Origin of the sequence: Enterobacter sp. YSU, from assembly GCF_016082135.1 — a bacterium.
GTDB classification, from domain to species: Bacteria; Pseudomonadota; Gammaproteobacteria; order Enterobacterales; family Enterobacteriaceae; genus Enterobacter; species Enterobacter hormaechei_C.
This window is the reverse complement of sequence record NZ_CP059487.1, coordinates 2,593,295-2,608,402: the sequence shown is the minus strand read 5'-3', so window position 1 is coordinate 2,608,402 and position 15,108 is coordinate 2,593,295. Positions and strand designations below refer to the sequence as shown.

General features: G+C 56.1%; 16 protein-coding genes. 10 read left to right on the top strand and 6 right to left on the bottom strand.

Going from position 1 to position 15,108, the window contains the following annotated elements:
- Positions 1-8: 8 nt before the first annotated feature.
- The gene (locus H2Z33_RS12705; protein ID WP_063134843.1) at positions 9-317 is read right to left on the bottom strand and encodes a recombinase-like helix-turn-helix domain-containing protein; all 309 of its coding nucleotides are present in this window, start codon (positions 315-317) and stop codon (positions 9-11) included.
- Entirely contained in the window at positions 314-637 is a 324-nt protein-coding gene (locus tag H2Z33_RS12700; RefSeq protein ID WP_061097121.1) for a Rieske (2Fe-2S) protein, read from the bottom strand. The genes H2Z33_RS12705 and H2Z33_RS12700 overlap by 4 nt, the downstream gene beginning before the upstream one ends.
- A gap of 414 nt (positions 638-1,051) precedes the next feature.
- On the opposite strand from H2Z33_RS12700, the gene H2Z33_RS12695 reads away from it, so the two are divergent.
- Positions 1,052-2,263 carry an MFS transporter gene (locus tag H2Z33_RS12695; protein ID WP_063134842.1) on the top strand — a complete coding sequence of 404 codons (1,212 nt, stop codon included), beginning with the start codon at positions 1,052-1,054 and terminating at the stop codon, positions 2,261-2,263.
- Positions 2,264-2,266: 3 nt separating this feature from the next.
- Here the strand turns inward: H2Z33_RS12695 and speB are convergent, their stop codons facing one another.
- The 3 genes from speB to yqgB form a co-directional block, all read right to left on the bottom strand.
- The gene (speB, locus tag H2Z33_RS12690) at positions 2,267-3,187 is read right to left on the bottom strand and encodes an agmatinase (protein ID WP_017382921.1); all 921 of its coding nucleotides are present in this window, start codon (positions 3,185-3,187) and stop codon (positions 2,267-2,269) included.
- A gap of 286 nt (positions 3,188-3,473) precedes the next feature.
- Positions 3,474-5,450, bottom strand: a complete 1,977-nt coding sequence (gene speA / locus H2Z33_RS12685) for a biosynthetic arginine decarboxylase (protein ID WP_017382922.1) — start codon at positions 5,448-5,450, stop codon at positions 3,474-3,476.
- A gap of 8 nt (positions 5,451-5,458) precedes the next feature.
- Entirely contained in the window at positions 5,459-5,590 is a 132-nt protein-coding gene (yqgB, locus tag H2Z33_RS12680; protein WP_057979949.1) for an acid stress response protein YqgB, read from the bottom strand.
- 660 nt (positions 5,591-6,250) lie between these two features.
- On the opposite strand from yqgB, the gene metK reads away from it, so the two are divergent.
- From metK to ruvX, 8 genes are all read left to right on the top strand, one after another.
- The gene (gene metK, locus H2Z33_RS12670; RefSeq protein WP_003860037.1) at positions 6,251-7,405 is read left to right on the top strand and encodes a methionine adenosyltransferase; all 1,155 of its coding nucleotides are present in this window, start codon (positions 6,251-6,253) and stop codon (positions 7,403-7,405) included.
- Between the two features lie 416 nt (positions 7,406-7,821).
- Positions 7,822-9,219 (top strand): galactose/proton symporter, encoded by a 1,398-nt coding sequence (gene galP, locus H2Z33_RS12665; protein ID WP_015571832.1) that lies wholly within the window; start codon positions 7,822-7,824, stop codon positions 9,217-9,219.
- 58 nt (positions 9,220-9,277) lie between these two features.
- Positions 9,278-9,775 carry a SprT family zinc-dependent metalloprotease gene (locus H2Z33_RS12660; RefSeq protein ID WP_015571833.1) on the top strand — a complete coding sequence of 166 codons (498 nt, stop codon included), beginning with the start codon at positions 9,278-9,280 and terminating at the stop codon, positions 9,773-9,775.
- A 94-nt stretch (positions 9,776-9,869) separates the two neighbouring features.
- Positions 9,870-10,577, top strand: a complete 708-nt coding sequence (endA, locus tag H2Z33_RS12655) for a deoxyribonuclease I (protein WP_003860034.1) — start codon at positions 9,870-9,872, stop codon at positions 10,575-10,577.
- Between the two features lie 51 nt (positions 10,578-10,628).
- A complete protein-coding gene (rsmE, locus tag H2Z33_RS12650) occupies positions 10,629-11,360 on the top strand; it encodes a 16S rRNA (uracil(1498)-N(3))-methyltransferase (protein WP_063134841.1) in 732 nt (243 codons plus the stop codon).
- A gap of 31 nt (positions 11,361-11,391) precedes the next feature.
- Entirely contained in the window at positions 11,392-12,339 is a 948-nt protein-coding gene (gene gshB / locus H2Z33_RS12645; protein ID WP_015571835.1) for a glutathione synthase, read from the top strand.
- A gap of 74 nt (positions 12,340-12,413) precedes the next feature.
- On the top strand, positions 12,414-12,974 hold the full coding sequence (locus tag H2Z33_RS12640; RefSeq protein ID WP_006811924.1) for a YqgE/AlgH family protein: 561 nt from the start codon (positions 12,414-12,416) through the stop codon (positions 12,972-12,974).
- The gene (gene ruvX, locus H2Z33_RS12635; RefSeq protein WP_006811925.1) at positions 12,974-13,390 is read left to right on the top strand and encodes a Holliday junction resolvase RuvX; all 417 of its coding nucleotides are present in this window, start codon (positions 12,974-12,976) and stop codon (positions 13,388-13,390) included. The genes H2Z33_RS12640 and ruvX overlap by 1 nt, the downstream gene beginning before the upstream one ends.
- 9 nt (positions 13,391-13,399) lie before the next feature.
- Here ruvX and H2Z33_RS12630 read toward each other — a convergent pair whose 3' ends face one another.
- Complete coding sequence (locus H2Z33_RS12630) at positions 13,400-14,380, bottom strand: type IV pilus twitching motility protein PilT (RefSeq protein WP_032669250.1); 981 nt, start codon at positions 14,378-14,380, stop codon at positions 13,400-13,402.
- Between the two features lie 17 nt (positions 14,381-14,397).
- On the opposite strand from H2Z33_RS12630, the gene H2Z33_RS12625 reads away from it, so the two are divergent.
- Positions 14,398-15,099: a YggS family pyridoxal phosphate-dependent enzyme gene (locus H2Z33_RS12625; protein WP_017382925.1), complete on the top strand. Its 702-nt coding sequence runs from the start codon at positions 14,398-14,400 to the stop codon at positions 15,097-15,099.
- Positions 15,100-15,108: the final 9 nt, after the last annotated feature.

Below are 15,108 nucleotides of genomic sequence, written 5' to 3'. Positions count from 1 at the left end.
CGTTGCCCTCAGTAGCCGTTAACCTGTAAGAATGCCTGGAAGCTGGCGTCGCTCCACGGCTCGCCCTGCTGGTCGTGCATACGCACTGCGTTCAGCCCGCTTACCAGCTCCGGCAAGGTTTCAACGCCCTGCTCGAAGAGATCTTCCAGCGTCGCAATCAGCTTCACTTCCCAGCTTTCCGGCTCGCGGCTGCGGGTTTGCCAGATCAGATTCTGGTAATCGCCTGGCTTATGAATGGCACCGTTGCCGCCCTCTGCCGGCGGGGTAAACTGGCGGCTTTCCGGCAGCGCCGGGTTGTAGTTCAGCGTGTCGCTCATGCCACGGTCTCCTCGACGAAGGTAATCTGAATCTGGTTTTCAAAGACCCGAACCGGGTAACGATTGAGGTTGCGTCCTCCGGGGCCGTGCAGACACTGGCCGGTTTTGACGTCGAACACCGCCTCGTGCAGCGGGCATTCCACTTTGCCGTCTTCCACGAAGCCCTGGCTCAGCAGGGCATAGGCGTGCGGGCATACGTCTTCCAGCGCGTAATATTCACCGTCAATCAGGTAAACGCCGATCTCTTTACCCTCGACGCTACCGCTAAAAGGGAAATCTTCCTGTACTTGTTCTGCGTCACATACGCCTATCCAGCTCATCACGATCCTCCAGGCTTTTGTTTCATATATGAAACTCTGTTTCTTATTTAATACGGTCAATATAAAAGCGATGAATGTTTCGTCAAGCGTCAATGTGACGAATTTGTTAATTAGATAGTAATTAATTAACTAAGTGTGCAAAGGATCACGAAAAAATGCAGCGATATGAAATTTTCATTATTCCGGCGTGATAAATACGATTTATTAATGCCCTAAACATTTCAATAAAAGATATTGAATTCTTTTCTTTTTGTTCCTTAAAAATAAAGTAACGTCACACCTTTCGTGTTTCACCTGTGAAACCATAACTTTATTTATCTTTAATAAACAACGAGTTTCACCAGTGAACCATTTTAGCTCCGTGACAATCACTTTGATAAAAATATAAATAGATGAAAACGTAAGGCGGGCATGATGACGGCAAGATGGCAAGGTACAATTGCACTGTTATTACTGATTATTATTTCCTACGTCGACCGGGTTAATATCTCGGTAATGATTTTAAACCCGGAATTTGCCGAACATTTTCAGCTAAATGAAAACAGAATGTTACAAGGCATGCTCATGACCTGCTTTCTTCTGGGTTATGGTTTTTCGGCTTTATTATTAACGCCGGTTATTGAAAGCAAACTTCATTATCGGCAGGGATTATTAAGCAGCATTGCGATTTGGGCCGCGGTCTGCGCGGCTTCACCTTTGCTCGGCTCGCTGACGGGAATGCTCTTCGCCCGCGTGATTCTGGGGATCGCGGAGGGACCGCTTTTTTCACTGAAAACGCGCTTTATCAGCGATAACTTTAGCGCGCAAGAGATCGGCAAACCCAACGCCGTGACCGCGCTGGGCGTCTCGCTCGGGCTGGCCGTGGGCTTTCCGCTGGTGACCTGGCTGATGTCGCATCTGGGCTGGGCCGGGTCGTTTTATGCGCTGGCGGCAATCAACCTTCTCCTCGGCGGCGGCTTAATCTGGCGTTTTCTGCCCGCGCCGCGCAAGCTCCCGACCGCGAAAAAGCCGGGGTTTGTTCACACCTTCACGCTGGCCTGGCAGACGCCGCTGCTGGGCTGGATCCTGCTGGTTGAAATCGCCACCCTGAGCTATCTCTGGGGGAGCAGCGCCTGGTTACCCGCGTGGCTGCGTGACGAGCACCACTTCTCGCTGCATGCCACGGGCTGGCTTGCGGCGATCCCCTTCCTGCTCAGTCTGGGGTCAAAGTTTCTGGGTGGCGTGCTGCTCGACAAAATGCGTCCGGAACAGGCACCGGTGCTGTTTGTGGTGGGCGGGGCGATGACGGCGCTGTCCGTGGTCGCGCTGATGCTCAGCCATCAGCCTGCCTGGCTGGCGCTGTTTATGCTTTCGGCTAACGTCTTCTGGGGGCTACAGGGAGCGGCTATTCCGGCGGTGATCCAGCATCACGCCGCGCGGGAAGCGGTGGGCAGCGCGTACGGCATTATTAATGGGATAGGCAATATCTGCGCGGCGTTTATTCCGCTGCTGATGGGGATGGTGATGAGATCGGTGGGGTCGGTCAGTTCAGGCTTTTCGGTGCTGGTCGTCTCGCAGGTTGTCACCCTGCTTGCCGGGGGAATGTTGCTGCTGCGCATGCGGCGCGCAGCAGCAATCAGCGCGTAAGGCTTATTCGCCTTTTTTCGCCGCCTGGATGTAGAGCATTTCCAGCGCCAGGGTCGCCGCGGCCAGCGCGGTGATCTCGGACTGGTCATAGGCCGGAGCCACTTCCACCACGTCCATCCCGACGATGTTCAGATCCTTCAGGCCGCGCACCAGCTTGATGGCGCGGTCTGATGTCAGGCCGCCGATCACCGGCGTACCGGTACCCGGTGCGAATGCCGGATCCAGGCAGTCGATGTCGAAGGTCAGATAGACAGGCATGTCGCCGACGATCTGCTTAACCTGAGCCAGAATATCGTCCACGCCGCGATCGTTCACCTGGCCCGCGTCGAGCACGGTGAAGCCGTTGTCTTTGTCGAACTCGGTGCGGATGCCGATCTGCACGGAGTGGTTCGGATCGATCAGGCCTTCTTTCGGCGCGGTATAGAACATGGTGCCGTGGTCGAATTCACAGCCGTTCGCGTAGGTGTCGGTGTGCGCATCGAAGTGCACCAGCGCCATTTTACCGAAGTGCTTCGCGTGGGCGCGCAGCAGCGGCAGGGTCACGAAGTGGTCACCGCCGAAGGAGAGCATGCGTTTACCGGCCGCCAGCAGCTTCTCAGCGTGCGCCTGCAATTTTTCGCTCATTTCACGCGCGTCGCCGAAGGCGTACACCAGATCGCCGCAGTCCACCACGTTCAGGCGCTCGCGCATGTCGAAGTTCCACGGGAAGCGGTTGTGCTCCCAGGCCAGGTTAGTGGAAACCTGACGGATCGCCGCCGGGCCATGACGTCCACCCGCGCGACCGGACGTTGCCATGTCGAACGGTACGCCGGTGATCACCCAGTCCGCATCGCTGTCGTACGGCTGGAAGTTCATCGGAAGGCGTAAAAAACCAAACGCGTTAGATACCAGAGAGTTATCGTACTGATGACCTAAAGTGCTCATGTCCTGACCTCTTATAAAGTCGATACATTAAAAACAGATGAAAAAAAATCCCCTCCGCGTCGTTAAACCCGACGAGGAAGGGATTGATTCGTAAATCGCATATTGGGGCGAATTATCGCCGTTAATTCATACGGGTTCAAGTGAGTATAGCATTCTGCCGGATGGCGGCTTCGCCTTCTCCGGCCTACATTCGTAGGCCCGGTAAGCGCAGCGCCACCGGGCATCGGCGGCACAGCGGCCTGATGCCCTCACCCCGCCCCTCTCCCACAGGGAGAGGGAGGTTTTCTTACTCGTCTTCCAGATACGTATACCCGTACAGACCCGCTTCAAACTCTTCCAGGAACTGCTGCTGCAAGGCATCGTCCAGACCGGTATTTTTAACCTGATCGCGGAACTGGGTGAGCAGTTTTTTCGGATCCAGCTGAACGTATTCGAGCATGTCCGCCACGGTGTCTCCTTCGTCGGACAGCTCAACCTCCACGCTGCCGTCAGGGAAGACAAACACGTCAACCGCTTCGGTATCACCGAACAGGTTGTGCATGTTGCCGAGGATCTCCTGATACGCACCCACCATAAAGAAGCCCAGCATTGGCGGGTTCTCGGGATCGTACTCCGGCATTGGCATCGTCGTTGCGATACCGTCGCCGTCGACGTAGTGGTCGATTGCGCCGTCGGAGTCACAGGTGATGTCCAGCAGCACGGCGCGGCGTTCCGGGGCGTGGTTCAGCCCTTCCAGCGGCAGAACCGGGAACAGCTGGTCGATACCCCAGGCATCCGGCATCGACTGGAACAGGGAGAAGTTGACGTACATTTTGTCCGCCATACGCTCCTGCAACTCGTCGATAATCGGACGGTGCGCGCGGTTGCTCGGGTCGAGCTGTTTCTGCACTTCGTGGCACATATTCAGATAGAGCTGCTCGGCCCACGCGCGCTCTTGCAGGCTGAAGGTGCCTGACGAGTAGCCGACGTGAATATCGTGCAGGTCCATCTGGCTGTCGTGCAGCCATTCGCGCAGGGAACGACGCGTGCCCGGCTCGTGCATCTCCTGCCAGGTTTCCCACATGCTTTGCAGGGAACGTGGGGCATCGTCTGCCGGAGGCGTGGCTTCGGTGATTTCGCTACGCTCAACGCCGATGATGTTAGAGACCAGCACCGTATGGTGCGCGGTGACCGCGCGGCCGGATTCGGTGATCACCGTCGGGTGCGGCAGGCCGTGCTCTTCGCAGGCATCGCCAATCGCCCATATGATGTTGTTGGCATATTCGTTCAGGCCATAGTTTACCGAGCAGTCAGACTGCGAGCGGGTCCCTTCGTAGTCCACGCCCAGGCCGCCACCCACGTCAAAGCACTGAATGTTTACGCCGAGCTTATGCAGCTCAACGTAGAAACGCGCGGATTCACGCACACCAGTGGCGATGTCGCGAATATTGGCCATCTGCGAGCCGAGGTGGAAGTGCAGCAGCTGAATGCTGTCCAGACGACCGCGCTCGCGCAGAATTTCCACCAGCTGAAGCACCTGGTTCGCCGCGAGGCCGAACTTGGATTTTTCACCGCCGGAAGACTGCCATTTACCGGAACCCTGCGACGCCAGTCGCGCACGCACGCCAAGGCGTGGGATCACGTTCAGACGCTCGGCCTCTTCCAGCACGATCGCGATTTCGGTCATCTTCTCGATCACCAGATAGACCTTGTGGCCCATCTTCTCGCCAATCAGCGCCAGACGAATGTATTCGCGGTCTTTATAGCCGTTACAGACGATCACCGACCGGGTCATGCCCGCGTGCGCCAGAACCGCCATCAGCTCCGCTTTAGAGCCTGCTTCCAGGCCCAGCGGCTCGCCGGAGTGGATCAGGGACTCAATCACGCGACGGTGCTGATTGACCTTGATCGGGTAAACGAGGAAATAGTCGCCGTTATAACCATACGATTCCCGCGCGCGTTTGAACGCGGCGTTAATAGAACGCAGGCGATGTTGCAGGATCTGCGGGAAGCAGAACAGTGCAGGCAAGCGCTGACCCTGCGCTTCACGGGTTTTCACCAGTTTAGCGAGATCCACGCGCGCTTCCGGGACGTCCGGATCCGGGCAGACACTGATGTGGCCCAGCTCGTTAACGTCGTAGTAGTTATTGCCCCACCAGGCAATATTGTAAGTGCGCAGCATCTTGCTGGCTTCCTGGGAGCTCATCGCAACCTCCTGCATAGAACGTAGTACACCCTGTTCGCCTGCTGACGAAGGCGAAAGCGAAGACATGTCGTCAGACATAGCGAACCTCAACTCTTTGTATTAAGTGTAAAACAGTTGACTACTATCGCAGCGTTATACGGCGATAACAACCCATTAACGGCTCCATTTCCCAGCAGAGTATGCTGAAATCCAGACCGTGCGACCGGTTTCTTATTCATATCATTGTAAAACACGTATCCGAACTCTGTATGACAAGGTTCGGCGAAACCACGAGAAAACTCCTGTATTAACAAGAGCGCCCTTGTTCAGTTTTCACAAAGCGTGACCGGCTCTGGAATCCTGAGAAGCACCGAGATGGGTATAACATCGGCAGGTGTTTAGACCAGAAGTGCGGGTGGGAATCAAATGCGCGCCAGAACGGCTGCGCTGAATGAGCGGAAAACGATGGTTCATTATCTCGTATCACCTCCACGGCCGCCTCTGCTGAAACGGACCACAAGCCAAAGCTAAAAGTTCACTGCTTAACCCGGCTGGAAGTGGCGACACGATGTGTTCATCGAGCGCTTATTTTATATGAGCCGCGCGCCGCGTTTTATACCGAGAAGGTCGCTAAAAAGCAAAACAAAAATGCGCATGTTGCCAGCGTCGTCAGGAAAAATTTCCAGCAGCGTTTTCAACACAGTGAGAGGTGAGTCAAAAAAAACTGGAAATCGGGTGAAGAAGTGACCTAAAATAGACGTCCAGATGTTAATCCATCCATACCGATTAACACTCAGACTGCCAGTGTCAAAATCCTGTAGGCCTTGGTAGAATTATCTCCTATGGCTATTCCACACAGCAGCTTGAGCTAACCAAATTCCTCTTAGGTGAAATAAAACATGGCAAAACACCTGTTTACGTCCGAGTCCGTATCAGAAGGACATCCTGATAAAATTGCTGACCAAATCTCCGATGCGGTGCTGGATGCGATCCTCGCGCAGGATCCAAAGGCGCGCGTAGCGTGTGAAACCTATGTCAAAACCGGCATGGTTCTGGTTGGCGGTGAGATCACCACCAGCGCATGGGTTGATATCGAAGAGATCACCCGTAACACGGTGCGTGAGATTGGCTATGTACATTCTGATATGGGCTTTGATGCCAACTCCTGCGCCGTACTGAGCGCGATTGGCAAACAGTCTCCGGACATCAACCAGGGCGTTGACCGTGCCGATCCGCTGGAACAGGGCGCGGGTGACCAGGGCCTGATGTTCGGCTACGCAACCAACGAAACCGACGTGCTGATGCCAGCGCCGGTAACCTACGCCCACCGTCTGGTGCAGCGTCAGGCTGAAGTGCGTAAAAACGGCACCCTGCCGTGGCTGCGTCCGGATGCGAAAAGCCAGGTGACCTTCCAGTATGACGACGGGAAAATCGTCGGTATCGATGCAGTGGTTCTTTCCACGCAGCATGCTGAAGAGATTGACCAGAAATCCCTGCAAGAAGCGGTGATGGAAGAGATCATCAAGCCGGTTCTGCCAACTGAATGGCTGAGCTCTGCGACCAAATTCTTCATCAACCCAACCGGACGCTTTGTTATCGGCGGCCCAATGGGTGACTGCGGTCTGACCGGTCGTAAAATCATCGTAGATACCTACGGCGGCATGGCACGTCACGGCGGCGGTGCATTCTCCGGTAAAGATCCGTCTAAAGTTGACCGTTCTGCGGCGTACGCTGCACGTTATGTGGCGAAAAATATCGTTGCTGCCGGTCTGGCTGACCGCTGTGAGATCCAGGTTTCCTACGCTATCGGCGTGGCTGAGCCAACCTCCATCATGGTGGAAACCTTCGGTACTGAAAAAGTGCCTTCTGAACAGCTGACCCTGCTGGTGCGTGAGTTCTTCGACCTGCGTCCATACGGTCTGATTCAGATGCTGGATCTGCTGCACCCAATCTACCAGGAAACCGCAGCGTACGGTCACTTTGGCCGCGAACATTTCCCATGGGAAAAAACCGACAAAGCCGCCCTGCTGCGTGATGCTGCCGGTCTGAAATAATCGACTGCCAGTAGCTTAAACAGGCCAGCCTTTGTGCTGGCCTTTTTTATGTCGGGTGGCGGCTATGCCTTACCCGACCTACGGGTAGTGAGTTTTTGTAGGCCGGGTAAGGCGCAGCCGCCACCCGGCAATGTTTGGAACCGTTTACACCTCACTCTCTATACCCCGCTTTCAGAATATTCTCTTTGCATGAACGCATTTCTTCTGCTGTTACATTCCCTTTCAGTTAAGTCTGAAATTTGTGCAAACGCGATGCACATCAATTAATTTACCTCTATATTTTCAAAGCTTTAATTATTTTTACGGTTACAAGTCAGTGTAACCGATTACACCGTTGTGATTTGACTCACATATTTTTATGAGCCGCTCACCTACTCTTAATATCGTAAAAACTGATAACCCAACTGGAGGGCATAATGCCTGACAATAATAAACAGGGGCGTACGTCCAATAAGGCAATGACGTTCTTCGTCTGCTTCCTCGCCGCTCTGGCAGGATTACTCTTTGGCCTGGATATTGGCGTAATTGCCGGTGCATTACCTTTCATCACCGATGAGTTCCAGATTAGCGCACACACTCAGGAATGGGTGGTTAGCTCCATGATGTTCGGTGCCGCCGTCGGCGCGGTCGGTAGCGGCTGGCTCTCCTTTAAGCTCGGGCGTAAAAAGAGCCTGATGATCGGCGCGATCCTGTTCGTTGCCGGCTCACTGTTCTCTGCCGCTGCGCCTAACGTTGAAGTGCTGATCATCTCCCGCGTGCTGCTCGGTCTGGCAGTGGGCGTGGCGTCTTATACTGCCCCGCTGTACCTGTCTGAAATCGCTCCGGAAAAAATCCGCGGCAGCATGATTTCCATGTATCAGCTGATGATCACCATCGGTATTCTGGGGGCTTATCTCTCGGATACCGCATTCAGCTACAGCGGCGCATGGCGCTGGATGCTGGGCGTAATCATCATTCCAGCCATCCTGCTGCTGATTGGCGTCTTCTTCCTGCCGGACAGTCCACGCTGGTTCGCCGCCAAACGCCGCTTCCATGATGCCGAACGCGTGCTCTTACGCCTGCGTGATACCAGCGCCGAAGCCAAAAACGAGCTGGAAGAGATCCGCGAAAGCCTGAAGGTCAAACAGTCCGGCTGGGCGCTGTTTAAAGAGAACAGCAACTTCCGTCGCGCGGTGTTCCTCGGTGTGCTGTTACAGATCATGCAACAGTTCACCGGGATGAACGTCATCATGTATTACGCGCCGAAAATCTTCGAACTGGCGGGCTACACCAACACCACCGAGCAGATGTGGGGCACCGTGATCGTCGGCCTGACCAACGTGCTGGCGACCTTTATCGCTATCGGTCTGGTGGACCGCTGGGGACGTAAGCCAACCCTGACGCTAGGCTTCCTGGTGATGGCCGTCGGGATGGGCGTGCTGGGTACCATGATGCACATGGGCATTCATTCCCCAACGGCACAGTACTTCGCCGTGGCGATGCTGCTGATGTTTATCATTGGGTTTGCGATGAGCGCCGGTCCGCTGATTTGGGTGCTGTGCTCTGAGATCCAGCCGCTGAAAGGGCGTGATTTTGGTATCACCTGTTCTACCGCAACCAACTGGATTGCCAACATGATCGTCGGCGCAACGTTCCTGACCATGCTCAATACCCTGGGTAACGCCAATACCTTCTGGGTCTACGCCGGTCTGAACCTGTTCTTTATCGTTCTCACTATCTGGCTGGTTCCTGAAACCAAACATGTTTCACTGGAACACATTGAACGTAACCTGATGAAAGGTCGTCCTCTGCGCGAAATCGGCGCACACGACTGATCCTCCTGCGGGAGGCGCCTCTTGCGCCTCCCCGCTTCCCGCTTTATGCTCTGCCCCTATGAAAGCTCCCCGTCTCCCCATCGCCATTCAGCAAGCCGTCATGCGCAGCCTGCGGGAAAAACTCGCCCAGGCCAACCTGAAGCTCGGCCGCAATTATCCTGAACCGAAGCTGGTCTATCAGCAGCGTGGCACCGCGGCAGGCACCGCCTGGCTGGAATCGTATGAGATCCGCCTGAATCCGGTGCTGATGATGGAAAACCAGCAGGCGTTTATCGACGAAGTCGTCCCGCACGAACTGGCGCACCTGCTGGTGTGGAAACACTTTGGCCGCGTCGCGCCGCACGGCAAAGAGTGGAAATGGATGATGGAGGCGGTGCTCGGGGTTCCGGCTCGCCGCACCCATCAGTTCGAGCTGGAATCGGTACGCCGCAATACCTTCCCCTACCGCTGCCAGTGTCAGCAGCACCAGCTTACCGTCCGCCGCCATAACCGCGTGGTGCGCGGCGAGGCGACCTATCGCTGCGTTAAATGCGGCGAACCGCTGGTTGCGGAATAATCACTCGAACTTTCAGGAACTTTCCTGATCTGACTGATTGCATACGGGAACAACATTCGTTACGTTGCGGGCTCGTTTTGACACGGAGTGTAAGATGTCCCGTAATGTTTCTCTTGCGGTCGCTTTTCTGGCGACAGCGCTCTCCGGCCATGCTCTGGCCGACGGTATTCACAGTTTCTCTCAGGCAAAAACCGCGGGCGTAAAGATTAATGCCGACGTACCGGGTGATTTCTACTGCGGCTGTAAAATTAACTGGCAGGGTAAGAAAGGGGTCGTGGATCTTGGATCCTGCGGCTATAAGGTGCGCAAGAACGAGAATCGCGCCAGCCGAATCGAATGGGAACACGTTGTTCCGGCCTGGCAGTTTGGCCACCAGCGCCAGTGCTGGCAGGACGGTGGACGTAAAAATTGCGCAAAAGATCCGGTCTACCGCCAGATGGAAAGCGATATGCACAACCTGCAACCCGCCGTGGGTGAGGTTAATGGCGACCGCGGAAACTTCATGTACAGCCAGTGGAACGGTGGCGAAGGCCAGTACGGTCAGTGCGCCATGAAGGTCGATTTCAAAGAGAAAGTCGCCGAACCACCTGCCCGCGCACGCGGCAGCATCGCCCGCACTTATTTCTATATGCGCGACCGCTACGATCTCAATCTTTCCCGCCAGCAGACGCAGCTCTTCAATGCCTGGGACAAGCTCTACCCGGTGACGGACTGGGAATGCCAGCGCGACGAACGTATCGCCAAAGTCCAGGGGAATCACAACCCTTACGTCCAGCGGGCTTGCCAGGCGCAAAAGAGCTAACCTACACTACGGCAATTCGCTTATATCGCATGACACATGGAATTTCTGACTATGCGCATCCCTCGCATCTATCACCCTGAACTGATTACCCCAGGCGGCGAAATCGCCCTGTCTGATGATGCCGCAAACCATGTAGGCCGCGTGCTGCGCATGGGGGCAGGCCAGGCGATTCAGCTCTTTGACGGCTCTAATCAGGTTTTCGACGCTGAAATTACGCGCGCCGATAAAAAAAGTGTGCTCGTGAAGGTGCTGCGTGGCGACGTGGACGACCGGGAATCCCCGCTGCACATTCACCTGGGCCAGGTGATGTCGCGTGGGGAAAAGATGGAGTTCACCATTCAGAAATCCATTGAACTGGGTGTAAGCCTCATTACGCCACTTTTTTCTGAGCGCTGCGGCGTTAAACTGGATGCGGAGCGTCTGAACAAAAAGATCCAGCAGTGGCAAAAAATTGCCATTGCGGCCTGCGAACAGAGCGGCCGCAACCGTATCCCGGAGATCCGCCCGGCGATGGATCTGGAGGACTGGTGTGCAGAAGAGGAAAGCGGGCTTAAGCTCAATCTTCATCCGCGCGCCAGCGCCAGCATCAATACGCTGCCGCTGCCCGTTGAGCGTGTACGCCTGCTGATTGGCCCGGAAGGCGGCCTGTCGGCTGACGAAATTGCCATGACGGCGCGTTACCAGTTTACTGATATTCTGTTGGGACCTCGCGTTCTGCGCACTGAGACAACGGCACTCACCGCCATTACCGCGCTACAGGTGCGATTTGGCGATCTGGGTTGAAGCAAAGCCTGACCCATAACCGGAGAAGAAGATGATTAAGCTCGGCATCGTGATGGACCCCATCGCAAACATTAACATCAAGAAAGACTCCAGCTTCGCTATGCTGCTGGAAGCGCAGCGTCGCGGCTATGAACTCCACTATATGGAGATGAACGATCTTTACCTGATCAACGGTGAAGCCCGCGCACGCACCCGCATCGTTAACGTCGAGCAGAACTACGAAAAATGGTACGAATTCGGTACCGAGCAGGATATTGCCCTGGCCGACCTTAACGTGATCCTGATGCGTAAAGATCCGCCGTTCGACACCGAATACATTTACGCCACCTATATCCTTGAGCGTGCCGAAGAGAAAGGAACGCTGATCGTCAACAAGCCGCAGAGCCTGCGCGACTGCAACGAGAAGCTCTATACCGCATGGTTCTCTGACCTGACGCCGGAAACGCTCGTCACCCGCAGCAAAACGCAGCTGAAAGAATTCTGGCAGAAGCACGGCGACATCATCATGAAGCCGCTGGACGGCATGGGCGGCGCGTCGATCTTCCGTGTGAAAGAGGGCGATCCGAACATTGGCGTAATTGCCGAAACGCTGACCGAGCTGGGAACCCGCTACTGCATGGCGCAGAACTATCTTCCGGCCATTAAAGACGGCGACAAGCGTGTGCTGGTCGTAGACGGCGAGCCGGTGCCTTACTGCCTGGCGCGTATCCCGCAGGGAGGGGAAACCCGTGGCAACCTGGCGGCTGGCGGCCGTGGCGAACCGCGTCCGTTAAGCGAAAGCGACTGGGAAATTGCCCGCCGCGTCGGCCCTACGCTGAAAGCCAAAGGCCTGATCTTCGTCGGCCTCGATATCATCGGCGATCGCCTGACCGAAGTGAACGTCACCAGCCCGACCTGCATTCGTGAAATCGAAGCGGAATTCCCGATCTCGATCACCGGAATGCTGATGGACGCTATCGAAAAACGTTTACAGAAATAACCTGTGACAGCGCCTGTGTTTATCCCCATACTGGGCGCTGTCGCTTTTTAAACCAGGAAACAGTACCTCTGACAATGAATTTACAGCATCACTTTCTTATTGCCATGCCTGCTCTCCAGGATCCGATTTTCCGCCGCTCCGTGGTCTATATTTGCGAATACAACGAAGACGGCGCGATGGGGATTATCATCAATAAGCCGCTGGAAAACCTCCAGGTGGAAGGCATTCTGGACAAGCTGAAAATCCCTGCTGAAGCGCGGCTGCCGGAAATCCGTCTCGATAAACCGGTGATGCTCGGCGGCCCGCTTGCAGAAGATCGTGGCTTTATCCTGCATACCCCGCCGGTTTTCTCGTCCAGCATTCGTATCTCCGATAACACCGTCGTCACCACCTCTCGCGACGTGCTTGAAACGCTGGGCACTGCCAGTCAGCCTTCTGAGGTGCTGGTTGCGCTCGGCTACGCCTCCTGGGAAAAAGGGCAGCTGGAACAAGAAATTCTGGACAACGCCTGGCTGACAGCCCCTGCGGATATGAATATCCTGTTTAAAACCCCTATCGCCGATCGCTGGCGTGACGCGGCAAAACTGATTGGCATTGATATTCTGACCATGCCTGGCGTTGCGGGGCACGCGTAATGAGCGGCACCCTTCTCGCCTTCGACTTCGGCACCAAAAGCATCGGCGTCGCTGTGGGTCAACGGATCACCGGCACCGCTCGCCCGCTCACGGCGCTGAAAGCTAACGACGGCACGCCGGACTGGAACCTTATTGAGCGCTTGCTCAAAGAGTGGCAGCCGGACGACGTGATTGTCGGCCTGCCGCTAAACATGGACGGCACCGAGCAACCGCTTACCGCCCGCGCGCGCAAATTCGCGAACAAAATCCATGGCCGCTTTGGCGTCTCCGTTAAGCTGCACGATGAACGTTTGAGCACCGTCGAGGCACGCGCTGGCCTGTTCGAACACGGTGGCTTCCGGGCGCTGAACAAAGGCAGCGTGGATTCAGCTTCAGCCGTCATTATTCTCGAAAGCTATTTCGAACAGGGTTACTGAGCGCCGGGGCTACAGCCGCCCCTGCGCCCGTCGCTCCGCCAGACTCTGCTCAAAGTTCTGCATTCCCGCCTGCTGCCCCGTTTGAATAATGCCCGGCAGTTGCCAGGTTTTGCCTTCGCGGATCAGGTTTGCCGCCGCCGAGGTATTCACCAGTAGCTCATACAGCGCCACGCGCCCGCCCTGGACATCCTGACGTAGCTTCTGCGCCAGGACCGCACGCAGGCTTCCCGCCAGCTGATTACGCACCGGATCTTTCTCCTGCGCCGGAAAGGTGTCGACCAGGCGCTCGATCGCCTGCGCCGCGCCGCGCGTGTGCAGCGTGGCTAACACCAGATGGCCGGTTTCCGCCGCCGTCAGCGCCAGGCGTATCGTCTCGCTGTCGCGCAGCTCACCAAGCAGAATCACATCCGGATCTTCACGCAGCGCGCTGCGCAGCGCCTCGGCAAAGGACGGGCTGTGCTGGCCTATCTCCCGCTGCTGGATCAGGCAACGTTCGCTCTGGTACATAAACTCCACCGGATCTTCCAGGGTCAGAATATGCCCGTCCGTATGGTGATTGAGGAAATCGACCATCGCGGCCAGGGTGGTCGATTTCCCACTGCCGGTGGCGCCGGTGACCAGAATCAGGCCATTGTCATTGGACAGTAGTTCCGGGATCGCTCGCGGCACACCTAGCGCAGAGAGCTGCGGGCACGTCAGCGGCAACAGCCGCAGCGCAATCGAAACGCCGAGCATATGCTTAAACGCACTGCCGCGCAGCCGCTGACGGCCTGCGAGGGTAACGGCAAAATCCACTTGCCCGTTTGCCCACCATGCGCCCTGCTGTTCGTCGTTGAGCCACGCTTTTAATAACGCCTCCACATCCGGGGGCGGAAACGGCGCAGGTTCAAGACGGCCTGACCTGCGCCAGCGCGGTGGCGAATCACTGCACAGGTGTAGATCGGAGACGTTATGCTTTACACTAAGGGCCACAATTTCTTCCACATCCATAGACTACTCCTCGGAAAATGAACGACATTGCGCATAACCTGGCACAGGTCCGGGACAAAATCTCAGCCGCGGCAACGCGTTGCGGCCGTGCTCCAGAAGAAATTACGTTGCTTGCAGTCAGCAAAACCAAGCCTGCGAGCGCCATCGCAGAAGCGATAGCCGCCGGTCATCGTGCCTTTGGTGAAAACTATGTGCAGGAAGGCGTGGATAAAATTCGCGCTTTCCGGGAACGGGGAAATACAGACCTGCAATGGCACTTTATCGGTCCGCTACAGTCGAACAAAAGCCGTCTGGTAGCAGAGCACTTTGACTGGTGCCACACCATCGATCGTCTGCGCATCGCTACCCGTCTGAGCGACCAGCGCCCGGCGGAGATGCCAGCGATTAACGTGCTGATTCAAATCAACATCAGTGATGAAAACAGCAAGTCCGGCATTACGCTGGGCGAACTGGATGCGCTGGCGGCGGACGTGGCGGCGCTGCCGCGTTTAACCCTGCGCGGGCTGATGGCTATCCCGGCGCCAGAGTCAAGTTATGAAAGGCAGTTTGCCGTGGCACAGCAAATGGCTGTAGCATTTGAGGCGCTTAAGGCGCGCTATGACACGGTAGACACGCTTTCTCTGGGCATGTCGGACGATATGGAAGCCGCCATCGCGGCAGGCAGCACCATGGTGCGCATCGGCACGGCAATTTTCGGTGCGCGCGATTACCCCCAATAATAAGGAAAC